Annotated in this window: 16 protein-coding genes, 1 tRNA gene and 1 pseudogene; 10 read left to right on the forward strand and 8 right to left on the reverse strand. The window is 36.4% G+C overall.

Annotation, left to right across the window (positions count from 1 at the left end):
* The first annotated feature begins 47 nt into the window (after positions 1-47).
* Together ychF and HXT27_RS04440 are read left to right on the forward strand one after the other, a co-directional pair.
* On the forward strand, positions 48-1136 hold the full coding sequence (gene ychF / locus HXT27_RS04435; RefSeq protein ID WP_103042968.1) for a redox-regulated ATPase YchF: 1089 nt from the start codon (positions 48-50) through the stop codon (positions 1134-1136).
* A gap of 24 nt (positions 1137-1160) precedes the next feature.
* Positions 1161-1901, forward strand: a complete 741-nt coding sequence (locus HXT27_RS04440) for a L,D-transpeptidase (protein WP_075523250.1) — start codon at positions 1161-1163, stop codon at positions 1899-1901.
* 167 nt (positions 1902-2068) lie between these two features.
* Here HXT27_RS04440 and HXT27_RS04445 read toward each other — a convergent pair whose 3' ends face one another.
* On the reverse strand, positions 2069-4711 hold the full coding sequence (locus tag HXT27_RS04445) for a bifunctional lysylphosphatidylglycerol flippase/synthetase MprF (protein ID WP_103043270.1): 2643 nt from the start codon (positions 4709-4711) through the stop codon (positions 2069-2071).
* A 254-nt stretch (positions 4712-4965) separates the two neighbouring features.
* Complete coding sequence (locus HXT27_RS04450) at positions 4966-6375, reverse strand: alpha/beta hydrolase-fold protein (protein ID WP_103042969.1); 1410 nt, start codon at positions 6373-6375, stop codon at positions 4966-4968.
* A 399-nt stretch (positions 6376-6774) separates the two neighbouring features.
* Here HXT27_RS04450 and HXT27_RS04455 point away from each other — a divergent pair, with 399 nt between their 5' ends.
* Positions 6775-8877 carry an LTA synthase family protein gene (locus HXT27_RS04455; RefSeq protein WP_103042970.1) on the forward strand — a complete coding sequence of 701 codons (2103 nt, stop codon included), beginning with the start codon at positions 6775-6777 and terminating at the stop codon, positions 8875-8877.
* A gap of 28 nt (positions 8878-8905) precedes the next feature.
* Here the strand turns inward: HXT27_RS04455 and purD are convergent, their stop codons facing one another.
* The 6 genes from purD to purT all read right to left on the reverse strand — a co-directional run bounded on the left by purD (position 8906) and on the right by purT (position 19231).
* A complete protein-coding gene (purD, locus tag HXT27_RS04460) occupies positions 8906-10177 on the reverse strand; it encodes a phosphoribosylamine--glycine ligase (protein WP_075523248.1) in 1272 nt (423 codons plus the stop codon).
* An 18-nt stretch (positions 10178-10195) separates the two neighbouring features.
* The gene (gene purM / locus HXT27_RS04465) at positions 10196-11230 is read right to left on the reverse strand and encodes a phosphoribosylformylglycinamidine cyclo-ligase (RefSeq protein ID WP_075523247.1); all 1035 of its coding nucleotides are present in this window, start codon (positions 11228-11230) and stop codon (positions 10196-10198) included.
* A 152-nt stretch (positions 11231-11382) separates the two neighbouring features.
* Positions 11383-12861: an amidophosphoribosyltransferase gene (purF, locus tag HXT27_RS04470; RefSeq protein ID WP_103042971.1), complete on the reverse strand. Its 1479-nt coding sequence runs from the start codon at positions 12859-12861 to the stop codon at positions 11383-11385.
* 93 nt (positions 12862-12954) lie between these two features.
* Positions 12955-16719, reverse strand: a complete 3765-nt coding sequence (locus HXT27_RS04475) for a phosphoribosylformylglycinamidine synthase (protein WP_103042972.1) — start codon at positions 16717-16719, stop codon at positions 12955-12957.
* Positions 16720-16932: 213 nt separating this feature from the next.
* The gene (gene purC, locus HXT27_RS04480) at positions 16933-17721 is read right to left on the reverse strand and encodes a phosphoribosylaminoimidazolesuccinocarboxamide synthase (protein ID WP_075523244.1); all 789 of its coding nucleotides are present in this window, start codon (positions 17719-17721) and stop codon (positions 16933-16935) included.
* A 184-nt stretch (positions 17722-17905) separates the two neighbouring features.
* Positions 17906-19231, reverse strand: a complete 1326-nt coding sequence (gene purT, locus HXT27_RS04485) for a formate-dependent phosphoribosylglycinamide formyltransferase (RefSeq protein WP_103042973.1) — start codon at positions 19229-19231, stop codon at positions 17906-17908.
* A 128-nt stretch (positions 19232-19359) separates the two neighbouring features.
* Here purT and HXT27_RS04490 point away from each other — a divergent pair.
* The 7 genes and pseudogenes from HXT27_RS04490 (at position 19360) to HXT27_RS04520 (ending at position 26376) form a co-directional block, all read left to right on the forward strand.
* Positions 19360-19435 (forward strand) — tRNA-His (locus tag HXT27_RS04490).
* 188 nt (positions 19436-19623) lie between these two features.
* Positions 19624-22437 (forward strand): DNA translocase FtsK, encoded by a 2814-nt coding sequence (locus HXT27_RS04495; RefSeq protein WP_103042974.1) that lies wholly within the window; start codon positions 19624-19626, stop codon positions 22435-22437.
* 55 nt (positions 22438-22492) lie between these two features.
* Positions 22493-23101 (forward strand): annotated as a pseudogene (pgsA, locus tag HXT27_RS04500) (CDP-diacylglycerol--glycerol-3-phosphate 3-phosphatidyltransferase); the annotation flags it as partial.
* A 222-nt stretch (positions 23102-23323) separates the two neighbouring features.
* Entirely contained in the window at positions 23324-23998 is a 675-nt protein-coding gene (locus HXT27_RS04505) for a CinA family protein (protein ID WP_297643710.1), read from the forward strand.
* A complete protein-coding gene (locus HXT27_RS04510) occupies positions 23991-24224 on the forward strand; it encodes a DUF3046 domain-containing protein (RefSeq protein WP_075523287.1) in 234 nt (77 codons plus the stop codon). Before HXT27_RS04505 ends, HXT27_RS04510 begins: the two co-directional genes overlap by 8 nt.
* A 267-nt stretch (positions 24225-24491) precedes the next feature.
* Complete coding sequence (gene recA / locus HXT27_RS04515) at positions 24492-25736, forward strand: recombinase RecA (protein WP_233186095.1); 1245 nt, start codon at positions 24492-24494, stop codon at positions 25734-25736.
* A gap of 76 nt (positions 25737-25812) precedes the next feature.
* The gene (locus tag HXT27_RS04520) at positions 25813-26376 is read left to right on the forward strand and encodes a regulatory protein RecX (RefSeq protein ID WP_103042977.1); all 564 of its coding nucleotides are present in this window, start codon (positions 25813-25815) and stop codon (positions 26374-26376) included.
* The last annotated feature ends 116 nt before the right edge of the window (positions 26377-26492 follow it).

Raw genomic sequence — 26492 nt, forward strand, 5'->3', positions numbered from 1 at the left:
TAGTATTAGTGTCGTGCTTTCCGCGCGCAGGTCTAGACTAGGTGAATATGTCTTTAACAATAGGAATTGTTGGTTTGCCTAATGTTGGCAAGTCCACTATGTTTAATGCTTTAACTCGCAATAATGTATTAGCAGAAAATTATCCATTTGCAACTATTGAGCCGAATACTGGTATTGTTCCATTGCCTGATCATCGTTTACCAGTATTAGCTAAATTAGTTCATACTGAAAAAATCGTGCCAGCAACAGTTACTTTCGTAGATATTGCAGGTATTGTTAAAGGTGCATCTGAAGGTGAAGGTTTAGGAAACAAGTTCCTTGCAAATATTCGTGAAGCAGACGCAATTTGTGAAGTTGTTCGTGCGTTTAACGATGACGATATTGTTCATGTGAATGGCAAAGTTGATCCTGCAGACGATATTGAAACTATAAACACTGAGCTTATTCTTGCAGATATGCAAACTATTGATAATGCATTGCCAAAGCTAGAAAAAGATTTACGCGGAAAGAAAGTAACTCAAGAGTATGTTGATGCTGTAAATCTTGCTAAAAAGATTCTTGCTTCTGGAAAGACAATTGATCAGGCTCATAACGAAAAGCTTATTGATAAAAACGATGTGTATGATTTGCATTTGCTAACTGCTAAGCCGTTTATTTACGTGTTCAATGTTGATGATTCTGAGCTTTGTGACGAAGATTTAAAGTCTAAACTTTCAGCTTCTGTTGCCCCTGCTAAAGCAATATTCTTGAATGCTCAATTTGAGTCTGAGCTTACTGAACTTGATGAGGCTGATGCTCGTGAAATGTTAGAAGATGCTGGTTTGAAAGAATCAGGTTTAGATCAGCTTGCGCGAGTTGGATTTGATATTTTAGGACTTCAAACTTACTTAACTGCGGGTGTTAAGGAAGTTCGCGCTTGGCAAATTCATAAAGGCTGGACTGCTCCTAAAGCTGCTGGAGTTATTCACACTGATTTTGAGCGTGGATTTATTAAAGCAGAAGTTGTATCTTACAATGACTTTGTAGAAGCTAATGGTTCTATGCCTAAAATCAAGGAAGAAGGAAAGCTTCGTCTTGAAGGTCGCGACTATGTGATGCAAGATGGCGATATAGTTGAGTTTAAGTTTAATGTGTGATTCTGTATTATTGATGGAGATGTTATGCGAGTGTTTAGTGCCGTGATTAACGATATAAAGAAGTTTTCTAATACGATGAAGAGTTTTTTTGATTCGTGGGCTCATGGAACTATGTTGCATCGTTTTATTGGCTTAATCATTATTATTGTTTTAGTTATTGACTATTTAGAATATGTTGATTATTCAATAAAAAGTGTTGCTTCTGTTAATAGTAAAATTTACAGTGTTTCCAATAAGAAGAAACATAATATAATTAAGCTCAAAAAACGCAATACTGTGCCATCTCCAGTTAAAAATTCTAAAAAAGATGCTGCTGAAAAAAAGAATCCTGACGACATCTGGAAGAATCCTACTGGAGGAGCGTATCCTGATATTAAAAATTTAGATAAAAAGAATATTTATTTGAAAGTAGACACAAGTTCACAAACTGTTACTGTATACAATGGTAGTGAAGTGCTTTACACTATGATTGCAAGTACTGGAATCGGTAATTTAACTCCTAAAGGTACTTATAAGATTACTGATCGAGGAACTCATTTTTATAATCCTAAAGAGCGTTTAGGTGGAGATTATTGGGTTGGGTTCAAACAGTCCAAATACTTGTTCCATACTGTTCCAACTGGTCGCAGATTTGGTACTTATATTAAATCAGAAGCTCGTAAATTAGGTCACAAAGCTTCTAATGGTTGTGTGCGATTAAGCGTTCCAGATGCTAAGTGGATTTATGTAAACATTCCACAAGGCGTGAAAGTGAAAATTATCTAAAATTTCATAAAATATACGATGCTGTTATTTAATAGCATCAACTAATTACATGAGAGTTTAGATACGGAAACTATGCGCGCAAAACATTATGCGTTCGTTCAAGAGGTTTAAGTTAGCTCTGTGATGTTCGCAAAATTCATTATTTTTTCTTTGAGTTGTTCGTTATTTTAATCTTTTTTGTGACCATTTTGTAATGTTTTAATCATTTCTAATAGTTGCTTAGGATTTGTTTCTGGAAGGTAAGAGCTTGTAACAGCAAGTGATATTTGAGCGAGTTTCGCTGAATCTTGATAACAAATGTATACAGGATTTGCGTCTGGTTGGAATTTCTTTTTGAAGAAGTATAAAGATTTAAATCCGTATGCTGGTTCTAAAATGTCTGAAACCATAGTTAAAGCATGATTTATAATATTGCTTTCATTGGAGTTTTCTTGTATATCTTTATCTATATCTTTATCTATATCTATATCTATATCTTTATCCTCAATATCTTCCATACCAGCTAGAGGAGCAGCAGATAAGCTCATAAATTTTACAGCTGATTCTGTGTGTTCTAATCCTTCATCTCGTAGTCTTTCAGCCATTCTAGCTATGAGGAATTCCATAATTCCGTTAGGGCTATCTGTGCGATGTCTCATAAAATCAAGAGTCCAACCAATTATCTTATTGTGCTGATATGAAGGCATCCAACTTGTTATTCCTAAAACTCTGTTATGTAAATCTATTGCGTAAAGAAGAATAACTCTAGAATCTTGTAATTCTTCAATTCCGCCAAGAGTAAATTTCATTTCTGGTAATGCTTTAAGTTCTGCCCATTCTTCAGAAATTTCAACAATCTGTCGTTTGATATCATCTTGCGCTTCATCAAAAGTACTCATTATATCTGTAATGCCTTCGCGCTTAGCTTTATTTATTGCAGTGCGAATATCTTGCCATTTTTTACCACGAGTTTGCCAACTATTTGGATTAATAATCATTTCAGTTCCGACTTTTATAGAAGAAAACCCTAATTCTTCTAAAATCTTACGTTGACTTTCATGTACAGCATAAAAAACAGGTGCCAACGAATTTTTTTCGCAAAATTGTATAAATCCTTTTATGCTTTGTCTATATTCGCTTTGTTCTCCAAAAGGACCTGTAAGAGTTAAAGCAATACCGTATTTAACGCGATAAGCTATTGCTGAATTTTCACTAGGAGAAAACCAGTAATGATTTCCTTGCCAAGTGGTCATGAAACTCATTGTTTCTCCGCCACATTCTACTAGTTTACTTGCTTTATTGCGGTCTTCTTCATTTAGAGAAATAATAGTTCTAAACCATTTTACGCAAACAAATACTACTGCTGCCCAGAAAATTACGCCTATACTTTGCATAACTACTGATATAAGTGTGCTTCTAGGTATAAGCATTATTCTTGTTCTACTTGCGAATCCCATTGGCATCCATCGCCCTGGTAAATCTAGTATTAAGTTATATAAATTAGCTGTAGGATGGAATTTTTGAGGCAATAGCAATCCTATTGAAATGTATGCTATTGAAGTAAATAGTAATGTTAAAAATATGATTGTAAGACCTATTATTACTTGACGTTTATCTGTATGAATTGAGAAGTGTTTAATGTTTGAAACTAATAAAATAACAATAATAATAGGTGGAAAAGCTGTTAGTGCAAACGCAACTGCAGAAGCATTATGACCTGTATTAGGAGTGTTTTGCATAGATGCAATTAAAGGCAAAATAGTAAAGTATGTTGTTGCAAAAATTGCTGTGATAGTATTAACTGCGATTGCTGTCCATGCTGCAAGTCGTCTTCCACGTAGTAGTCCCCAAGCTATTAAAAGCATTGCAGCCATTGGTAAGGCAGCGCGAATCCATAATCCTCCATAAGCTGTGTGATGTAATCCTACATGTAGTAAGCAGCTTGCAGAAGTTGAATTGCTCATGCATCTTGTAAGCCAAGATTTTCCTCCTAATTCTGGAGACATGAACAATCCTAGCATTGTTAAAATTCCAGCATGAGAACGAGATGAAAGAGCTAATATTGGTCCTATTGCCATAACTAATTGTGATATTGCAAATAACCTTCGTACTTCGTAGTCTGTTCCTTGCCACCATTGTCTTTGTTTTTTTGTTTGTGAAGATTTATCTGTATGGGATTTTAGTGAGAGTTTCCCTATTATTTGACCTGTAATAGCAGCCATAAGAGTGCAATAATCTCCTGGATTACCGCTATATAACAGCATTGCGAATGTTATTGTGTATCCAACTACCAGCATTCTTCTTCGAAGAAGTAAAGATTGGTAGTATGCTGCAGCCATAAAGATTCCTACAAATAATGTAAATGGTGAAAGCCGAATTGGAATACGTCTGATCCAACCTAAATTGCTAATAATCGTTGAAAGTGCGCCTATAAGTGTTAATCCAAATATTATTCCTGAGCATGTGCTGATAAGAGAAATACTTATCATGCGTATTTTTTTCATGTGAGTTTCTGCTAAACCAATCAAAATAATTGAAAGCGCAGCGTTAATCACAAGTGAAGATACGCTGTTGACATAAACAAGTGTTTTTAATAATTGTGATAAAAATACAGGAATATTATTGTGACCAAAGAATAATGCGTTTGCAATTTTTGGTTTTCTGTATACAAATAATCTAGATAAAGTTGCGTCTGTGCCATTAGCGTACAAGTGAGAGATCGTTGTGAAAATCCAATTGACTATGTTAATAATAATCAAGGTTGCTGCTGTGTATGTTGCAAGAACGCGTCCGCGAATCCAAGACATTATGTCTTTAAAAATTACGCGCATGTGATTGTTGTGTGCGTTTGGTTTCTGTGTTTTAAATGGTATTTTTTGAGAAGTGTTTGTATCTCTAGTTGTCTGTTGATTTAGAATTTCTTGGATTGTTTGAGTGTTTTGCTCAGTGTTTGGTGAGTTTGGTGATGGATTCTGGCATGTTTTCGCGGAGTTTTGCTCAGCGTTTGGAGTGGTTGGAGTTTTTTGCGTGTATTGCTCAGTGTTTGGTAAATTTTGCTCATCATTTTGCTCATTTGATTGTTCTTTTACAGATGTTGCTTGCATTTTATTCTCGTTTCGCTATTCTCAGATTTAACAATCTTTATATCGCTATACGTGTAAAGAGGTGGGAGAGTGTCGCTGATTCCTGTTCTTTTAGAAAAACGATCTATTGCTACTTGTAAACCTGCTTTTACTGTATACCAATCATGACCATGAGATTTTGCAATCATAGTTATAACATTCATTCCTGCTTTATGAGCAGCTTTAGATATAATGTTTTGATTTTTTTGTGAATCCAAATCCCATTGACCTGCAATAGAATAATAATATTGGTTAAGAGGAGCTTTTTTGCTCATAATTACTGTAGGAACATGATTTTCATACGCTTTAGTGTTTCCGTCAAAATAGCGATTTATAGTTTGTAAACGATTTTTATAAGTAGGTTCTAATTCGCCGCCTGCTGCAAAAATATTCCCATAGATATCTGGATGAGCAGGTACTAATTGCGTACTGCAAGTTCCTCCTTGAGAGAATCCTCCCATCATCCAAAAATTAGGATTAGTGTCGACAGTAAGATTTTTAATTATCCAATTTGGAACGTCTTTAGTGAGATATGTTTCAGCTTTACCATAAACATTCGTGTCTGCGCATAGAGAGTTATGCGATTGATCGCCATTTTGATCAGGAGATATAACTATAGGTGCAAGACCATTATGCTTTTTTGCAAAATCATCTAAAGTGTTCACAATATCACTTGCTGAAAAGAATCTATTAGGGCTTCCTGGTTGTCCGGCTAACATAACCATTACAGGCAATTTTGGAGGATTTTTTACTAAAGCAGCAGGTGGAAGATATACGTTAGCTATACGAGCGTTAAAATGTGATTTTGGAGCAGGAATTTTTACAGATCTAGTAATCCCATTTTTAGGTATAGTAGGCAATTTATGTTTTTTTGCTAACTCTTTCCATTGTGTAATGCTTAAGTTTGAAGATTTTTTCTTAGTTTTTTCTAATTTAGGATATCCGCCTAATCCAAAAATCGAGCCAATAGTTGTGTATTCGCCATAAATTATATCTACTTGCACAAGAGTGCTTAATAATACGAGAATTATTGTAAAAATAGCAAAAATTCGCTTTAAGCCTTTCGATAACACTGCACTAGTTATGCTAAATGCGATTAAGCTTATTCCTATTGCAATGCTTATGTTTACAAGCCATCCGAGGCTTACTCCAAAAATAAGAAAAACATCTGAAATAAGCCATATAATAAGCAAACCTATCAGAAATGCTATGAAAGTTATTCCAAGTTTTATTAGAGTTGGAATAATGTATTTCTTTTTCTTATTAAAAATAGATTTAGAGCATAATAATATTATTAGTGACAATCCAGTTAGGATGAATAAACTTATTGGTAGCCATCCTTTTATAAGACTTATTGATTCCAGTGCCTTCATAATTTTATGATTCTCGTCCTTAATTACTAAACATATCCGAAGTAAATATAGTTTAAGCTTTTGAGTTTTTCCATAAAAGTTTTATTTTTTTTTACATCTAATATCATGATATAAGTAATAAATATTTTCGCATCAGTTAAAAGTATGAAATTATTTTTAAGTAGTTTTATGAAATATTTGTTTTTGTTTTTATTTTTATTGTTATTTTTTATTTGTTAAGCTTTTTATCTTTTTTGTTCTTATCTTTTATTCTCTTTATTGTAGAGATTATTTTAGAAAAATTATATGTGATTTGAGCTTGTATATATGTGATTTGAGCTTTATGACGATACTAATAATTACAATATAGACATATTGCGTATTTTTAGGTGTATTTATTAAGAATGATTGGAATAAGTTATGAATGAAGTTGCTCAAGAAGCTTTAGAAGATGAAAATAAGGATGGTGTAGATAAAAGTAAAAAGTTTTTTGATAAATTGAAAGTTCAATTATCTAAGTTCCAAGTGCCAATTCCTAGATGGCTTTATATTGTATTTTTCATTCTTAACGATATTGCTTTAGTAGTGATTTTCCAATTGGGAGTGCAAACTGGAAATAGAGAGCAAGTTTTACAAAGTTTGCAAGAAAATCTAAATCGCATGTTCCAAAACATGATAAATCAGTTGAACTTTGTGCTCATTCTTAATTTACTGATAGCTGCTTTTATTTACGCAATATTGCTGTTTATAACTAATCGTTTTTGGATTACATCGATGATAATTCTTTCAGTTTCGCTTGTAATTTCAATTATTGAGTATATGAAAATATTCGTGAGGAATGAGGCTATTCTTCCAGCAGATTTAAATTTTCTTCAAAGTGATACAGGATCTATATCGACATTTTTGCCTTATAACGCTAGTAGAGTAATTTTTTACGCAATTGTTGGAGTAATTTTATTGGTCCTGATTTTTATGTCTATTCATTTTATAGATAAGAATCGTGGAAAAGTAGTATGGTTTGAGCGTCCTCAATTGCGATACGGTGTTCGCGGTGGCATTGTTATTGTTATTTTCAGTATTTTTGCATGGTATGTTTCAACTGTAGGCACAGTGAATTCTTTTGCAAATTCATTCAATCAATCTATGGGCGATTATCCAGTTATGTGGGATTCTGCTTATGATGCTCAAATGAATGGACCATTGTTGGCTTTTATGCGTCAAGTTAATACGAAAGTTATGACTGAGCCACAAAATTATAATGAGAAAACAATGCGTCAAATCGCTGCTAGATATGAGAAAGAAGCTAAGAAACTTAATTCTTCAAGAACTATGAAGATTAACGATAATACTCTTATTATGGTTCTTTCTGAATCATTTGCAAATCCGGAACGCATTCCAGGACTTTCATTTAATAAAAGCGTTGTGCCTTTTATTGAAAGCGTGAAGAAGTCAAATGATAGCGGTCTTATGCTCTCGTCTGGCTATGGTGGAGGCACTGCAAATCTCGAATATATGTCTATGACTGGTTTGAGTATGGTTAATTTTGATCCTTCTCTTACTAGCCCTTATCAACAGTTAGTGCCAAAAGTTTCGTTTGTTCCAACTATAAATCGATATTGGAATGATGGTAAGAATTCTGTTGCTTTCCATCCTTTTGAGCCTTCTATGTATTTGCGTGCGAAAAATTATAAGAAATTTGGATTCACTAAGTTTTATTCATTACGAGAGCCAGATGTTATTTCTTATCAGAATCATATTGATGACGCTCCTTATGTTTCTGATGAATCTGCTTACGATAGTGTTTTGGAATCGCTTAGAATTAAGAATCAGCCAGAATTCGTACAATTAGTTACTATGCAAAATCATATGCCTTATAACAATTGGTATAAGGATAATGATTTTAAAGTTACTTCTACTGATTCAAGCAAGCCTTTAGGAGTAGAAGAGTCATCTATTATTCAGACTTATGCTAAAGGTGCTAATTATACAGATAAAGCTACAGAGAAATTCCTTGATAGTTTAGATCAATTAAATAAGCCAATAACAGTAATGTTCTATGGTGATCATCTTCCTGGAGCTTATTCAAGTGCAAGCGCGAATAAGAAGAATTCTCTTGTATTACATTTAACTGATTACTTTATTTGGTCAAATAAGTGCGCTCGCAATGAAATGAAGTCGCCTGAAAGTATTCGTGTTGAACCAGAATCATATTCTTCTCCAAACTTCTTCATATCGCAAATTGCAAAACATATGAATGCGAAAGTTTCACCATATGTAGCTTTCTTGACTGTATTGCGTAGTCATGTAAGCGCTATGGAACCTCCAGTAGTGAATACTATTCAATCGTGGCAAAGAATTCCTGAAGGTAATTCTATTTATCTTGACAATTCTGGAAAGCCAATGACCTATTCGCAATTAGATAAAGAAACTAAGCGTTTGTTAAACGACTATAAGCTCATACAATATGATGTTACAGTTGGAAAGAATTACATGCGTGATATGGGTTTCTACACTATGCCGTAAATATTAGATTTGCTTCTAACGCTTGATTTTACAATGCTTTAGAAGCAATATCATGTCTAAAGAACATATGTGTAAGATTGAGTTTGTCTAATATGCTATAAACCTTGTTTTGCGCATCTAAAACATTTTTCCCGTGTACTTGTACAAGAGCTACTCTTCCAGAAGAAGTGATTAAAGTGTTTTTATCTTCTTTATCACTTTTAACTCCTGCAAAATAAACGTGTTGACATTGTTCTTCATCAACAGGAATTTTAGGGAGAGTTGCTCCTAAAATAAGTGTTCCAGGGTATCCTTCGCTAGCAATAATTACTCCAAGTGTGATTCCATCTTTTTTCCATGTGAAAGTTGGATTTTTATGATTTAGAATATTCCAAATTGCTGTAGCAAAGTCTGAAGTTAATCTTGGAAGAACAACTTCAGTTTCTGGGTCTCCAAATCTAGCATTAAACTCAATAACTTTAGGTCCCTCTTTAGTTGCAATTAAGCCAGCATAAAGTATTCCTGTAAACGGAGTTCCTTCTTTTGCCATGCCTTCTACTGTTGGGCGCACAATCTCGTTAATAGCTCGTTCGACTATTTCATTGCTTATTTGAGGTACAGGGCTGTAAGCTCCCATTCCTCCAGTGTTTGGACCAGTATCGCCGTCATGAGCTCGTTTATGATCCTGAGAAATTGGCATAACCCAAAAATCAGTTCCGCTTACAAAACTCATAAGAGAAAATTCTTGACCTTGCAAAAAATCTTCTATTACTACTTTTGCTCCGGCAGATCCAAAACGTTTGTCAACAAAAATATCTTCTAAAGCATCAAGAGCAGTTTTCTCGTCCATTGCAACAGTAACGCCTTTTCCTGCTGCCAAGCCGTCTGCTTTAATTACAATTGGAGCGCCATGCTCAAGTACGTAGTTTTTAGCTGGCTCTAGGGATTCGAAAGTTTGATACGCTGCTGTTGGAATATTATGCCGATCCATAAGTTTCTTAGCGAAATCTTTAGAGCCTTCTATTTGAGCAGCGGCTTTATTTGGGCCAAAAGCGGGAATGCTGTGAGCTTCAAAATCGTCCACGATTCCGTTCATAAGTGGCACTTCTGGTCCAATGAACGCAAAATCGTAGTTGTTATCTTTAACGAACTTAATAAGAGCTTCGTGATCCGACTGGCTTATGTTTACGGTTTTAATTCCGTCTGCTTCAATACCAGGATTTCCAGGAGCAACAGTTACCTCTTCAACGCTTTCACCTTTAAGAAGTGTGTGTGCAATAGCGTGTTCGCGTGCGCCTGAACCAATAACTAAAACTTTCATTTTCTGTCCTTTATAGTTTTATTGCAACTCAACTGCAGCGTTTTCGCGCTCAATCATTTTGCCAATAACATAAGCTGTTTCATTATTTTCGCTTAGTGTGCTCAGTGCTTCTTCAGCTTTGCTTTCATCAACCGCCAAAACCATGCCAATACCCATATTAAACACGTTGAACATTTCTGTATGATCTACATTCCCTGCTTTTTCAATAACGTTGAAAATAGGTGGAATACTCCAGCTATTAGTGTTAATTTTAGTTGCAAGATTATTTGAATACATGCGAGGAATATTTTCAATAAATCCGCCACCTGTAATATGAGCAACGCCTTTAATAAGATGTTTTTCAAATAATGGTTTTAATGCTTTTACGTAAATGCGAGTAGGTTCGAGCAGAACTTCGCCAATAGTTTTTCCGTCAAGCTCTTCAAGTTTAGTGTTTACATCGTATCCTGCTTCTTCAAACAAAGCTTTACGCACAAGCGAGAATCCGTTCGAGTGAACACCGGAAGAAGGTAATCCTATTAAAACATCACCTTTGCAAATAGTAGATCCGTCAATAATGTTAGATTTTTCGGCTACTCCTACTGCAAATCCTGCTAAATCGTATTCATCTTCATCGTACATTCCTGGCATTTCAGCGGTTTCGCCGCCAATTAAGCCTGCTCCTGCTTGAATGCATCCATCTGCGACTCCTGAAACGACTTGTTCGAGTAATTTTGGATTATTTTTTCCGCAAGCAATGTAATCAAGGAAAAATAGTGGCTCTGCGCCTTGAGCTGCAATGTCGTTCACGCACATAGCAACGCAATCTATTCCGATTGTGTTATGCTTATTCATCATTTTGGCAATCATGAGTTTTGTTCCAACTCCATCTGTGCCAGAAATTAAAACAGGTTCTTTGTATCCAAGACAAGCTAAATCGAATAGGCCTCCGAAACCTCCAATGCCACCCATAACGCCTTTGCGTTCAGTGCGTTTAACATGCGATTTAATACGACGTACTACTTCGTATCCTGCTTCTACACTTACGCCGGCTTCTTCATATGCGTGTGGCATAATAGATTCCTTTCATAATTTATAATTGTTAAAATTCTTTAAGTTGCATGTCAATTTCAAAATATACGAGTTTTTCTAATATATTTTGTTTTTTTTTGTTGTTTGTTTTGTTATTTTTATTTTGTTATTTTGCGCTAAGAGTTTATTGCTTTTTATTTATATGAATACTTACTTTTTGCTCGTATTTCATTTAAATGTTCACGTTCTTTTTCAGAAAGTGAAGATAAAAACTCATTTGCATAATCGTCTAATGAAGTAGGGTAGTCGCCATTGAAATAAGCAACGCATAAGCCTGAATAAGGAGCAGGCTTATTTAAACCAATCGACTCAATTAAGCCATCTAATGATAAGAACGACAAAGAATCAGCTCCAATATATTCTCGGATTTCATCAATTGAGTGTTTAGAAGCAATCAATTCTTTAGTAGTTTGAATATCAATACCATAGAAGCAAGGATATTTAAGAGGTGGTGAAGAGATACGCATATGTACTTCTTTAGCACCAGCTTCTCTAAGAAGTTGCACAATGCGTTTAGAAGTAGTTCCTCGAACAATAGAATCATCTATAACTATTACTCGTTTTCCTGCAACTACACCACGTACTGCTGAAAGTTTCATGCGTACGCCTTGTTCGCGCAATTCTTGAGTAGGTTGAATAAAAGTTCGAGCAACATATTGATTTTTAATCAATCCCATTTCGTTAGGAAGTCCGCTTGTTTCAGCATAACCAGCTGCGGCAGAAAGAGATGAATTTGGTACTCCAATAACCATATCTGCTTCAACAGGAGATTCTTTAGCAAGACGAGAGCCCATACGCTTTCTAGCAGAGTGTACGTTAATTCCATAAATATTAGAATCTGGGCGTGCAAAATAAATAAATTCCATTGAACACACAGCATGTTGAACATGCTTTGCATAACGTTCAATTCTGTAGCCGTCATCGTTAATAACAATAATTTCGCCAGGCTCAATATCTCGTATAAATTCTGCGCCTACAATATCAAGTGCGCATGTTTCAGATGCTAATACGTATGCTCCGTTGCTCATGCGACCTAAGGAAAGTGGACGGAATCCGTTAGGATCTGTTGCTCCTATTAGAGCATTACCTGTGAGCAATAAGTAAGCAAATCCGCCATGAACAGTTTGCAAAGCTTCTTTCAAACAATCCATGAAACTAGTTTTATTTGATTTGCGTATTAAATGCATTAAAACTTCTGTATCTGAATTTGAGTGGAAAATCGCTCCTTCATCTTCTAATTTATGTCGAAGAGTTGTGAAATTAGTCAAATTTCCATTATGACCTAAAGCTACATCTCCATCATGGAATCTAAATAAGAATGGCTGAATGTTTTCAATACTACCTGATCCTGCAGTAGCATAACGGACGTGTCCTATAGCGCTATTTCCAGTAAGTCTATCTATTATTTTTTCGTCACTAAAAACTTGCGTTAATAATCCTAATCCTCTATGTCCGTGCAATTTACCGTTATCGTTCGATACAATTCCTGCACCTTCTTGACCGCGATGTTGTAATGCATGCAATCCGAAATAAGTAAGCCGCGCGGCATCAGGATGACCCCATACACCAAATACTCCGCACTCCTCGTGTATATCTTCAAGTTCTGCAGACATATTCACCCCCTAAAATCAAGTGTGTAAGTCAATGTGTTAGTCACTCAAATAAGTATATTGTTATATTTCAAGTTTTTACGAATATTTCGTAAATTATGCTGTGAAATATTGGACTCCTGCACTAAATAAATCTTGAGTTTTAAAATCAGGAATATTCACATATAGTCCTTTTCCGCTACGTTCGCAATGTCCCATCTTTCCGAAAACTCTTCCGTCTGGGCTTGTAATACCTTCTACGCATTCAATAGAACCATTTGGATTCACATCTAAATCCATAGAAGTTTTACCGTTAGAGTCAACATATTGAGTTGCGATTTGGCTATTAGAAATCAAAGCGCTCATTACTTCAGGAGTTGCAACGAATCTACCTTCTCCATGAGAAATAGCTACAGAATGTACATCTCCAACTTGAGTATTGTAAAGCCATGGAGAAAGATTTGAAGCTATTCGAGTGTGAACAATACGACTTTGATGGCGTCCAATAGTGTTAAAAGTAAGAGTTGGACATTCTGAATCGATTGGAACAATATCTCCAAATGGAACTAATCCAAGTTTTATAAGAGCTTGGAAACCATTGCAAATGCCGAGCATTAAGCCATCACGGTTGTTTAATAAATCTCTTACAGCATCGCTAACTTCTGGATTCCTAAAGAATGAAGCTATGAATTTTGCAGAACCATCTGGCTCATCTCCACCTGAGAATCCGCCTGGAATCATAACTATATGACTGTTTTTAATCTCTTTTACTAGCTCTTTAGCGGATTCAGTAATATTTTTAGCATTAAGATTGTTAATAATAAGAGTGTGTACGTCTGCTCCTGCTTTTTCAAAAGCTGCTTGAGTGTCGTACTCGCAATTATTTCCAGGGAATACTGGAATGATTACTCTAGGATGTTTAAGAGGCTTTAACCTGTGCGAGCGCATATGATTCTTCTTGTAAATCCTAGCTTTAGTGCTAATAGTTTGAACTTTATTATTGATCTCATTTTCAAGATTTGCGCTTTTATAAGGGAATATGCTTTCCATGCTAGATTCCCAATCTTTTTGCAAATCGTTTAAATCAATTCGTTCTCCTGAAGACGAAGTGAAGTAATAATCTTCGCAAGTTGTACCAATAACGCTAATAGATACATTATTAGACTCTTGTGGAATAGATTCTTCGTTTTCAATCTCAACATAAAATGTTCCATATGCATTTGCAAACAAATCATCATCGCTAATATTTTGTAAAGTAATACCTATGTGATTTCCTAGCGTCATCTTAAATAAGCTTTCTGCACTAGCACCATAACCTGGCGTTGAAGCAGCTAAAGCTTTTTTAGATTGTGTAAGATTTTGCATAATTTGCAATGCTTCTAAGAAGCTTTCGCTCTCAGGCGTAATTCCATCCGATTTATAACGCGGAGAAATACGTATAACTTTATGATTTATTCCTTTAAATTCTGGGGAAACTGTTAAACGTGCATCTCCAGTAGAAACAGCGAAAGAAATTAAAGTAGGAGGTACGTCAAGATTCTCAAAGCTTCCACTCATAGAATCTTTTCCGCCTATTGCTCCAACTCCATAATCAATTTGTGCGCTTAATGCTCCAAGAACTGCTGCAACAGGTTTTCCCCAACGTTCAGGCGCGTCTTGAGGTTTTCCAAAGTACTCTTGCAAGCTCAAATATGCGCGTTCTTTAGTAAATCCGCTTGCAACAAGTTTAGCTAGAGATTCCACTACAGCAATGTAAGCTCCTGTGAATTGATTTTTTTCCATCAAATATGGATTAAATCCCCAAGCCATTGCAGAAGCTGTATTTGTTTCACCAAATACAGGGAATTTAGCAACCATAGATTGTGCAGGAGTGAGTTGGTTTCTTCCTCCGAAAGGCATTAAAACAGTTGCAGATCCTATAGTTGAATCAAAACGTTCACAAAGTCCTTTATTTGAAGATACGTTTATGTCTGATACAAGTTCGCGCATGCGAGATTCTAATGGCAAATCAGATTGATTTTGCCATGGATTTTCATATGTTTCTCCGGAAACTACATGTAAAACTTGTTTTTTTGCAGCTCCGTTAGACGCTAAGAATTCTCTGCTTAAATCTACAATGGTTTTTCCTCGCCATGTCATACGCATGCGAGCTTCTTTTGTAACAGTAGCAATAATTTCTGCTTCTAGATTTTCTTCTCGAGCGTATTTTAAGAATAAATCAGCATCGAGCGAAGAAACGTCTACTGCCATTCTTTCTTGAGATTCAGAAATAGCAAGCTCAGTGCCATCAAGCCCTTCGTACTTCTTAGAAACCTTGTCTAAGTTAATAATCAATCCATCTGCTATTTCACCAGTAGCAACAGAAACGCCACCTGCTCCAAAATCATTGCAACGCTTAATAAGTTGGCAAGCATCCTTGCGTCTGAAAAGTCGCTGTAATTTGCGTTCAATAGGCGCGTTGCCTTTTTGCACTTCAGCTCCGCATTCTTCAATACTATCTGTATCTTGTGCTTTAGAAGCACCTGTAGCGCCACCAATTCCGTCACGTCCAGTACGTCCGCCAAGAAGAATAATTACATCACCTTGAGATGGTGTTTCTCTACGTACATGATTTGCAGGTGTTGCTGCAACAACAGCGCCAACTTCCATACGTTTTGCAACGTATCCTGGATGATAAATTTCATGAACTTCACCAGTCGCAAGTCCAATTTGATTACCGTAAGACGAATAACCAGCTGCTGCTGAAGTTACGATCTTTCGTTGTGGTAGTTTTCCAGCTAAAGTTTCGCTGATAGGAGTTCGCGGGTCTTTAGCTCCTGTAACTCGCATAGCTTGATAAACATAAGAACGTCCTGAAAGAGGATCTCGTATGCATCCTCCAATGCAAGTTGCAGCTCCGCCGAAAGGTTCTATTTCAGTAGGGTGATTGTGTGTTTCATTTTTAAATAAGAACAGCCAATCTTCGTCATGTCCATTGACGTCGACTTTAACTTTAACAGTGCACGCGTTTATTTCTTCAGATTCATCAAGATTTTTTAATTCTCCAGTATTCTTCAAATATTTTGCGCCAATAGTAGCCATGTCCATAAGGCATATTGGCTTATTTTCGCGATTTAATTGTCTTCGCAAATCTAAATAACGATTGAAAGCTTTACGCACTAAATCATCGTCAATTGAAATATCTGTTAGTTCAGTTCCGAAAGTTGTATGTCTGCAATGATCAGACCAATATGTGTCGATAACGCGAATTTCTGTAATAGTAGGATTTCGTTTCTCAGCTTTAAAATAATTTTGGCAGAATTTTGCGTCAGCCAAATCCATAGCTAATCCGCGATCTTTAATAAAATCTTCTAAACCAGAATCATCTAAATCGTTGAAACCGTTAAGTATTTCAACATCTGCAGGTATTATGCTTTCAGTTTTAAGAGTATTAAGTGTATCTAAAGATGCTTCGCGTGCTTCTACAGGATTTATAACATATCGCTTAATAGCTTCAATATCTTCGTCTTTAAGATTTCCAGTAAGTGCAATTACTTTAGCGCTACGAACTTGAGGTCTTTCTCCTTGACTAATAAGCTGAATGCATTCGCTTGCTGATTGTGCTCGCTGATCGAATTGTCCAGGTAAGAATTCAATTGCAAAAACATGTTCGCTTGTGCGAATAGGCAAATAATCGTAAGTATTATCAACAGGAGGTTCGCTTAATACTGTTTTCACTGCTGTATCAAATAATTCTTGTGATATACCGTCAATATCATATCTATTTATGATTCGTAGTGACTTTAGTTTGTCTATACCAAGAATTTCCTTAAGTTCGTGTAGAAGTTGTTTTGCTTCTATCGCAAAATCGGATTGCTTTTCTACATACACGCGAAATACCACGGTGAACCTGCCTTGTATTTTGTCTGTTTGTTAAAGTTTTTAGTTTTAGCTTTTCATCAAGTTTTGTGTTTTGCTTATTATTCTTTAAGTCTTTATTTAGATTTATTGGAAGTTTATTGTCTTATAAGACTTAAGGATATTTTGGCTTATAACATGATATTTTTCTTTTAAGAACACGCATGGCTCGCACCTAAAAGATGCGAGCCATATTTTTTAATGTTCGTTATATTCGTTCGGATTGATTTCCTCGCAATTAAGATTTTCGCTTTGAGCGAGAGATTTCAATCTGCTGTATATCTCTTCGTATGCAGGAATTATATCTCCTAAATCTCTTCTAAATAAATCTTTATCTAGATGATTTACATGAGAAGAATCTGAATCTGTATTTCGTTTATCCCAAAGTCTGCAAGTGTCTGGCGTAATTTCATCAGCTAGAAGAATGTTTCCTTGTGAATCTACGCCTTCTTCAATCTTAAAATCAACAAGTTGAACATCAATCTTTGAGAATATGTCTAGCAAAGCATTGTTTACTGCATGAGCTTGTCTAGTTATTTCTGCAAGCTCTTGTTCCGTTGCTAAACCTAGAGCTAAAACTCCTTCAGGGTTTATGAACGGATCTGCAAGTTCATCTGATTTGACGCAAAACTCAAGCAATGGCTTCTTTAGTGGAGTGCCTTCTTTAACTCCATATCGTTTTGCAAAAGAACCAGCAGCAGTGTTGCGCATGATGATTTCTAATGGGAACATTCGCATGCGCTTTACGAGTTGTTCTGTGTTGGAAATACGCCCGAGGAAGTGGCTTTTAACTCCGCGTGCCTCGAGTAGATGGAATAGTAAAGAAGTTATTCTGTTATTTAAGCTACCTTTACCTTCGATCTGAGCTTTTTTCAGACCGTTACCAGCGGTTGCTTGGTTCATATATTCAACCCATAGCACATTGGTGTCATCGGTAGCATACAGTTTTTTGGCTTTGCCTTCATACAACTTGTCAAGTTTTTCCATTGACTCGCCTCTCTTTGTGCATCTATAGTTGCAGGCGCAAACCAACAATATTTGTAGGTTTACCTGACCGTGGCCAGCACGTTTAGACTAACAATTGTCACCTACATTTTTATTACTTAATTATTGGAAATAAACGATTTGTAAATTTGTATATTCCTTTATTTTCAATGTCTTTAACATATGTTTAGGCATTTTGGAGTATAGAAGCGATGCGTGTCGCGTTATGTCGAGCGTCACTTTCAGTTCGACCTGTTGCTAATGTGACTGCCATTCTTCTATGTCCATGAACTTCAGGTTTGTTGAAAATGCGAATATTTAATCGCGTATTTTCGTTTTCTTGTTTTTGTGAATCAAAATTTTCTAGTTGTTCTAAATCTAGAGCGTTGTTAAGGTTGGTAAAGCCAACAGGTCCATCTCCATTTACGACAATTGCGCAACTTGCAGCTACTTCATTTTTGCGAAGAGAAAGTGCAACGTGGCTGCGAGTAATCGGTACACCTAATATAGCTAAAACGTGAAGAGCAAATTCGCTATAATATTGAGAAATCATTGTAACCATGCCTGTGTCATGTGGGCGAGGTGAAAGCTCATTAAATAGTAGAGAACCATCTTTTAGTACAAATAACTCCACTCCATAAACGCCCCAACCTTTTTCGCCTTTTTCTTGAGCTAAATTAGTGAGTCCTTCTACTGCTGTTTTTGCTATTTCTTTCGCTTGAATGCGTATATTTTCTGGAATGTTAGCTGGCTGCCATGATTCTTTATAGTCGCCATTTTCTTGGCGCTGTGCTATGGGTTCACAAGTTATGATTCCAGCACAAGAGCTTACTGTTAGTACAGTTAATTCATAATCTAGTGGAGCTAAAGATTCGACTATAACGCGTGAATTATTATTTGATTTAGAAGATGCTGCACGGCGACCATGTTGTGCTTCATTCCAAGCATCAAGTAATGATTCTGGTTTTCTAACTATTGACTGTCCGTGTCCTGAAGAGCTCATGACTGGTTTTACTACGCAAGGGTAACCAATTTGTTTTGCACTTTCGCATAGTTCTTCATAGTTTGATGCAAAGCGATATGGGGTAGTTGGTAAATTTAAATCCTCGTGAGCGATTCTACGCAGCTTTTCACGATCCATTGCTATTGATGCAATATTGGAACTTGGAACTACTTGAATATTATCTTTTTTAGCATTAAATAATACTTCTGTTGCTATTGCTTCTACTTCAGGAATAATAATATCTGGTTTTATTTCTTCAATAAGAGCGCTTAATAATGAGCTGTTAGTCATATCTAATACGCGTGCAACATGTGCAACTTGCATTGCTGGAGCATTTTCGTAGCTGTCTGCTGCGCATACTCTTACACCTAATCGCATTAGTTCAATTGCTATTTCTTTTCCTAATTCTCCTGATCCAAGAAGTAATGCAGTTGTGTTATTTTTTTGCGTAATTGAGCCAAAAATGCGATTGGTTGAATCATTTTTTTGTGCGTAATCGTAAGAACTCATACGTCTATTGTGTCATTGAGTATTGAATTTAGATATTTGAATAGCGACTCGCCGAGAAACATCCACTAGCAGAAAATAAAAAAATAGTGTATAGTATCCCTTTGTTGTGTGAATTTTTCACACATATGGTGGCTATAGCTCAGTCGGTAGAGCATCTGATTGTGGTTCAGAAGGTCGCGCGTTCAAGCCGCGTTAGCCACCCCACTTATTTAAACGGCTTTTTAGCCGTTTTTTTTTTTTATGGTTTTTTGGGGAATAACCCATTTTTGTGGAATAACCCCGAATTTGCATGTTAATTAACACGCATTACGTTTTAGAGTATTTTGTGGAGTAATCTGAGTAAAATGTAAAAAGGTTGGTGAATAAGGATATTTGCGTTTAAGGAGTAATATATGGCAGACAAAAAGTCGTCATCTGAAGCTTGGTGGAAGTCTACTTTACTTTTTATTCCGCGCCTTATTGGTAAGATTGTGCGCTCGCTTTTTGGTGTAGGTGAATATGATGAAGCATACAGAAGAGATGGGCTTTGTTTTATTATGCTTGCATTTTCAGTGCTGTTTTGTGCATCTGAATGGTTTAGAGTAAAAGGCTTTATTGGTGTTTGGTTACATATTTTAGCTTCTAGCATTTTAGGTGTAATGAGTGTGATTTTGCCTGTATTGCTAGTTGTTGTTGCGATTAGATTGATGAGAAATAGCGGAGTAGGCTCTGGTAATACTCGCGTTATTGGCGGATTCTTTTTGCTATTGTTGTCGATTTGCTCAATTATAGACATATCTTGCGTGCCTAATAATGCTTCTTTTAATATGAGTAATTTGCAAAAAGCTGGAGGATTATTTGGATTTGTTTTAGGTTCGCCTTTTTCATGGGGACTTTCTCGCACTTTTGCGCTAGTTCTGTTTACGCTTATTTTGCTATTTTCGTTATTGTTAATATCTAGATTGCATGTTACTGATATTTCTGCTTTCTTTATGCGTGTAATCAAAAATAATTCGAAAAAGTCTTCTGATAAGTCTTCCGATAAGTCTTCTGAAAAATCGCATAAAGATTCTCGATTAGTTAGTAGTTCCTCCGATTATGCTGATAATACGAGTAATTCAAACGGTGACGCTTTGGAGTTTGCTGAAGGTGTTCCTACTCACGAAATTAGCGATGAACAAGAAGTTAATGAAACTAAGCCTTCATTATTTAAATGGATTAGATCGTTGTTTAATTCAAAGAATAAGAATGATAATAAAGAATTACTTGATAAGTATGCAGGGGATGATGCTTTTGATTCTGCTGCTTTCGTTCATGGTGTATCTAATGAAGAACCTGTTAATCACACTAGAAGAATAGCAAGTAATAATCCGTCTTATGAATCTAGAGTCAATGATGATTCTAGATATGGTGATTGCGTTGGAAACACAGTTCCTGTAGATGTTCCTAGTGATTCTAATCTAAACGCTTCTTCCAAGATGAGCATTGATGAATTTCCTAAAGCTCCAATGAGTTCTTTGGGATCTATGGCTGGGGCAGCTCCAGTTGCTTCATCGCTAGATCCTTGGAGTGCTATTCCAGAAGAGCAAATGGAAGGATATAGAAAATCTCAAGAGCAGAATGAAAATGGTTATTCTATTGCAAGCCAGAGTAATTCTGCTAATTCTGCTAACAATTCTTCTAATAACGAAAATTCTTCTAACAATACAAGCGATGCAAATTTGGAAGATAAGCCATATGTTCTTCCGGATATGAATTTATTGGCTCATGGAAAACCTCATGTTGCTCGTACTGTTGCAAATGATAATGTGATTCGTGCTCTGACTTCTACTTTTGAGCAATTTGATGTTGATGCTCACGTTATTGGATTCCTTAGAGGTCCATCTGTTACGCAGTATGAGGTAGAGCTTGGACCGGGTGTAAAAGTTGAAAAAGTCACGAATTTGCAAAAAAATATTGCTTACGCTGTAGCTAGTACTGATGTGCGTATTTTGTCGCCAATTCCAGGAAAATCTGCTATTGGTATTGAAATTCCAAATGTTGATCGCGAAATCGTTCATTTGGGAGATGTTTTGCGCTCTGAGAAAGCAATGCAGGATCCTAATCCTATGCTTACAGGCGTTGGAAAAGACGTTGAAGGTCATTTTGTAACGGCTGCTCTAGATAAAATGCCACATTTGCTTGTAGCTGGTGCAACTGGCTCTGGTAAGTCGAGTTTTATTAACTCAATGCTTACGTCAATTATTATGAGAGCTACTCCTGAGCAAGTTCGTATGATTATGGTTGATCCTAAGCGCGTGGAGCTTTCCGCGTACGCTGGCATCCCACATTTGCTTACACCTATTATTACTGATCCTAAGAAGGCAGCTCAAGCTCTTGAGTGGGTTGTTAAAGAGATGGATGCTCGCTACGACGACTTGCAATTCTTCGGTTTCCGTCATGTAAAGGATTTCAATAAGGCTGTTCGCGAAGGAAAGGTTCATGCTCCCGCTGGATCTGAGCGAAAAGTTGCTCCATACCCGTATTTGCTTGTTGTTGTGGACGAGATGGCTGATTTAATGATGGTTGCTAAGAATGATGTTGAAAGCTCTATTCAACGTATTACTCAGCTCGCTCGAGCTGCAGGCGTGCATTTAGTTTTGGCTACTCAGCGACCTTCAGTGGATGTTGTAACTGGCTTAATTAAAGCAAATATTCCTTCTCGTTTGGCTTTTGCTACTTCGTCTGCAACAGATTCCAGAGTTATTCTAGATACAGTTGGAGCAGAAACTCTTATTGGTCAAGGAGATGCTTTATTCCTTCCAATGGGAGCTGCTAAACCTCAACGCGTGCAAGGTTCATGGGTGAGTGAATCTGAGATTCGTAAAGCTGTAGAGTATGTTCGCACTCAGCGCAAGCCTAAGTATCGTGAAGATATTGAGCAAATGGCTCAAAAGGCAGATGCTCAAGCTCAAAATAAGCTTAAAACAAGCGATATTGGCGATGATATGGATGAGTTGTTGCAGGCTGCAGAGCTTGTTGTTGGATCGCAATTTGGCTCAACTTCAATGCTTCAGCGAAAGCTACGTGTTGGATTTGCTAAAGCAGGTCGTTTGATGGATTTGCTGGAATCTCGTGGTGTAGTTGGTCCTTCTGAAGGTTCTAAAGCTCGTGAAGTTTTGGTTCAGCCGGAAGACTTGCAAAAAGTTTTGGCTTTTATTCGCGGAGAATCTGATTCTATCGATTAGTATAGGTTTTGCGTTTGCTATACCATATTTGTATAGCTGTTAGGGAGGTACATAAATGAGAAAAAGCGTTAAGTTTTCTTTGTTTGATGGTTGGAATTATGCGCCTAATATAGTTACATATGTTCGCATTGTGCTTGCGATTGTATTTATTGGTTTATATCTTGCTTCTGGTGCATATGGTGTTCATTCTGTTGGTGCGCGTTGGGGAGCATTTGTTATTTTTGCATTAGCTGCATCAACAGATAAATTAGATGGCTATTTGGCTCGTAAATATAATCAAGTTACTGAGTTAGGTAAATTATTAGATCCTATTGCTGATAAGCTTTTAATATTATCTGCTTTAATTATTGGTGCAATATTTTCTGAAATACCATGGATTGTCACATTGCTGTTTGTTGTTCGTGAAATTGGTATAACTGTTTTGCGTTTTTATGTTATTAAAAGAGGTGGTAAGGTAATTGCTGCTTCCTCTCTTGGTAAATATAAGACTGTTGCTCAATCTTTAGGTCTTGCGCTTATTCTTCTTCCTGTTGTAAATACTATTGTTAATTTAAGAAAAATATCTGCGTTTGGTATAGCATATCTTGCGCTTGCTGATGCTTTGATTTATATTGCATTGCTTTTAGCTCTATGCTCTGGTTATACATACACTAAAGGTGCTTTTGCTGCGCTTAGTGCTTTAAAAGATGGGGATCGCGGAGTTGTTGATGTTGAATCTACTTTAGTTTCTGAAACTTCTGAAGATGATTTGAATTCTGTGGATTCTGAAGAATCTTTTACGAGTAAATCTGGTAAATCTTCTAAATCTGGTAGTGATAATTTAGAAACTGAAGAATTTTGATTTTGATTTAGAACCTGATTTTGATTTTAATGGAAGATGATTGAAATGCACAGTGACGCATCTGTTGTTATTGAATATTGTGCGCAAAATCGTTTGCATGTTGCTGCATCTGAATCTTTGACTGGTGGTTTGCTTGCTAATGCTTTTGTTAGTGTTCCTGGTGCGTCACAAGTGTTTTTAGGCTCTGCTGTAACGTATGATATTCACGCGAAAGCAAAGATTCTTGGAGTAGATGCTGATTTTCTTAAATCGCATGGTGCTGTGAATGCTTCAGTTGCAAAACTTATGGCTATTGGAACTGCGAGATTATATAGCGGCTCTGGTTGGGATTATAAAAATAAAAGCTGTGAGAAAGATTTACAAGATTCCAATTTTCCTGTAATAGGACTTTCTACTACTGGTGTTGCAGGTCCTGGTCCGGATTATGATGGCAAGCCTGCAGGCTTGGCTTATATTGGTATTTTTTTGCCTAAATCAGTTATGCTTTCTGTATTTTTAGATAGTGAATCGTTGAATAATTCTTTTAATAAAAAAATATTGCATATTAAAAGTATTGAAAACTATTCGAATTTGGATGTGTGTGAATCTGATTCCGGAACGTTTATTTCTTGCGAATTGCAAAATAGTGGTAGTCGTGAAGAAGTTCGTAATAGTGTTGTTCAAAAGTTGATTAAATTGTTGTATTTATTGCTATGTAAGGATTGTGAAAGCGTTGCGTGAACGTGAATTTTGGGAACTTCTTGAAGAAGTTTTTGGCAGTAGCCTTGGGCGTAGCATAGCTAAGGATCAATGTTTGCAAAAACTTGATGGTATGAATGTTTGCCAAGCTTTGCAAGCAGGTATTGAGCCGAGGGTTGTTTGGAACGTTTTATGTGATCATATGGGAATTCCAGATAATAAAAGATGGGGTAAAGATCATAATGCTCCGCCTATGCCTGCTGCATAATTTTTCAAGAGGCTTGAATATTTTAGCGCAACACGCGAAATCGAACAAATGTTCGTAAAGTGTTATATAATACTTTTGTCGGGCTGGTTGCAGCGTGGAAGGCTATGTAAATGTCTTATTGCGTGTGCGTAGTTTATATAAATAAATTGAGCTACGTAAATGCAATGTTACGGACTTCTGACCACATTGCTCTCAAACGCTTGCACAGATGTCATGTGCAGGTTAATCTCATCGATACAGACCGCACATGTGAAAGGAGTAGCAAACATGGTGCAACAAGCAAAATCGAAAACTGCTGCTGGTAGATTGATTGATGCAGATCGCACAGATCCTCGCCGTCAAGCAGCTTTGGAAACTGCTTTAGCGAATGTAGAAAAGCAATACGGAAAAGGTTCTGCTATGCGATTGGGAGATAAACCAATGCAAGATGTGGAAGTTATTCCAACAGGATCTTTGGCGTTAGATATGGCACTTGGCATTGGCGGCGTTCCTCGCGGACGTGTTGTTGAAGTTTATGGTCCAGAATCCTCTGGTAAAACAACTTTGGCATTGCATATTGTTGCTAACGCTCAAAAAAATGGTGGTGTCGCTGCTTTTATTGATGCTGAGCATGCATTAGATCCTGTATATGCGAGAAAGCTTGGAGTAGATACTGATTCGCTTATAGTTTCTCAGCCAGATAATGGCGAACAAGCATTAGAAATTGCTGATATGTTAATACGTTCTGGTGCTTTAGATGTTATTGTTATTGATTCAGTTGCAGCTCTTGTTCCTAAGGCTGAAATTGAAGGTGATATGGGAGATAGCCATGTTGGTTTGCAAGCTCGTTTAATGAGTCAAGCTTTGCGGAAGATGACTGGCGCTTTAGCTCAAGCAGGAACTACTGCAATTTTTATTAACCAGCTTCGTGAAAAAATTGGTGTTTTCTTTGGTAATCCTGAAACAACTACTGGTGGTAAAGCTTTGAAGTTCTACGCTTCAGTGCGTATGGATATTCGCAGAGTTACTACTATTAAAAACGGCGAGGAGGCTGTTGGTAATCGTACTAAAGTAAAGATTGTAAAGAATAAGATGGCTCCTCCTTTCAAATCAGCCGAATTTGATGTACTTTACGGTGAAGGAATTTCCACTGAAGGATCCGTAATTGATATGGCTGTACAATGCGGAGTTATTAAGAAATCTGGATCTTGGTTTACTTATGAAGGTGATCAATTAGGTCAGGGTAGAGAGAATGTTCGTAAGTTCTTGAAAGATAATCCTGCTATTACTGAAGAAATAAGTGATAAAGTTAAAGCTGCTTTTGGACTTATGCGCCCAGAAGATCAATTTGCTGAAAATGATGATGATTTACTAGATAATACATCTGATAAGTCTTCCTCACTTGCTTCTGATAGTGAAAAGTCTTCTAAAACTTCTTCTAAGTCATCTAAGTCTTCTAAAACTTCGAATTCTGAATCTACAGAAGAATCAGATTCGTATTTAGAATCAGGTGAAAACTCTACTGAAGAATAATCTGCCTTTTTGGGTGGTAGTGTAACGCAGTATTCATGAATAGGTGATTGTATAAAGCAATATTGGTAGCGTAAAAATGATTAGTGTTGAAAATTTTCTTCGCAGCCATAAACCTGTTAATTCTTCTTCATACAATAAGAAGTCTATAAAACAGGTTGATACTAGTAAAGCGAATGATTTTGACAGTTGTAAGGAAGCTGCTTTGCGCATATTAGATTATGCTGCAAGATCTTCTTATGATTTGAAAAATAGACTTCTAATAAAAGGTTATGAAGAAAATACTGTTGACACAGTAGTAAATCGCTTAGAAGAATTGCATTTAATAGATGACAAGCGATATATACAAACTTTCATACAATCATGCGCATCTAGAATGCTAGGTGAGCGAGCTACCAGAGTTGAATTACAAAGAAAAGGTATTCCTTTAACTGTTTCATCGCCATTATTACAAGAAGCTAGAGAAAATGGAGTTTTTGAAGAAGCTGCTTGGCAATTAGGTAGGAAAGTTGCTTCAAGAACTAGGAATCTTGACTTATTAGTGCGAAAAAGACGATTCTTTTCAGCTGGAGCTAGAAAAGGGCATGATTTAAGCGTAATAAAAGAGATATACGAAGAGCTTTTTACGAACAATGAAGAGTAACTAGATATGTTAATTGATAAGCTAATTGTATAGAGCTTTAAGCAGTAAGTCTAATTGTAAGGCTAATTAAAGGTCTGCTTAAAAGTCTAATTGTAAGGCTAATTAAAGGTCTGCTT

The organism is Gardnerella bivia, from assembly GCF_049262715.1.
GTDB lineage: Bacteria > Actinomycetota > Actinomycetes > Actinomycetales > Bifidobacteriaceae > Bifidobacterium > Bifidobacterium vaginale_A.

Coding starts and splice junctions, on each gene's coding strand:
- ychF (WP_103042968.1), top strand. CDS start 48: ATGTCTTTAACAATAGGAATTGTTGGTTTGCCTAATGTTGGCAAGTCC.
- HXT27_RS04440 (WP_075523250.1), top strand. CDS start 1,161: ATGCGAGTGTTTAGTGCCGTGATTAACGATATAAAGAAGTTTTCTAAT.
- HXT27_RS04445 (WP_103043270.1), bottom strand. CDS start 4,711: ATGCGCGTAATTTTTAAAGACATAATGTCTTGGATTCGCGGACGCGTT.
- HXT27_RS04450 (WP_103042969.1), bottom strand. CDS start 6,375: ATGAAGGCACTGGAATCAATAAGTCTTATAAAAGGATGGCTACCAATA.
- HXT27_RS04455 (WP_103042970.1), top strand. CDS start 6,775: ATGAATGAAGTTGCTCAAGAAGCTTTAGAAGATGAAAATAAGGATGGT.
- purD (WP_075523248.1), bottom strand. CDS start 10,177: ATGAAAGTTTTAGTTATTGGTTCAGGCGCACGCGAACACGCTATTGCA.
- purM (WP_075523247.1), bottom strand. CDS start 11,230: ATGCCACACGCATATGAAGAAGCCGGCGTAAGTGTAGAAGCAGGATAC.
- purF (WP_103042971.1), bottom strand. CDS start 12,861: ATGTCTGCAGAACTTGAAGATATACACGAGGAGTGCGGAGTATTTGGT.
- purC (WP_075523244.1), bottom strand. CDS start 17,721: ATGGAAAAACTTGACAAGTTGTATGAAGGCAAAGCCAAAAAACTGTAT.
- purT (WP_103042973.1), bottom strand. CDS start 19,231: ATGAGTTCTTACGATTACGCACAAAAAAATGATTCAACCAATCGCATT.
- HXT27_RS04495 (WP_103042974.1), top strand. CDS start 19,624: ATGGCAGACAAAAAGTCGTCATCTGAAGCTTGGTGGAAGTCTACTTTA.
- HXT27_RS04505 (WP_297643710.1), top strand. CDS start 23,324: ATGCACAGTGACGCATCTGTTGTTATTGAATATTGTGCGCAAAATCGT.
- recA (WP_233186095.1), top strand. CDS start 24,492: ATGGTGCAACAAGCAAAATCGAAAACTGCTGCTGGTAGATTGATTGAT.
- HXT27_RS04520 (WP_103042977.1), top strand. CDS start 25,813: ATGATTAGTGTTGAAAATTTTCTTCGCAGCCATAAACCTGTTAATTCT.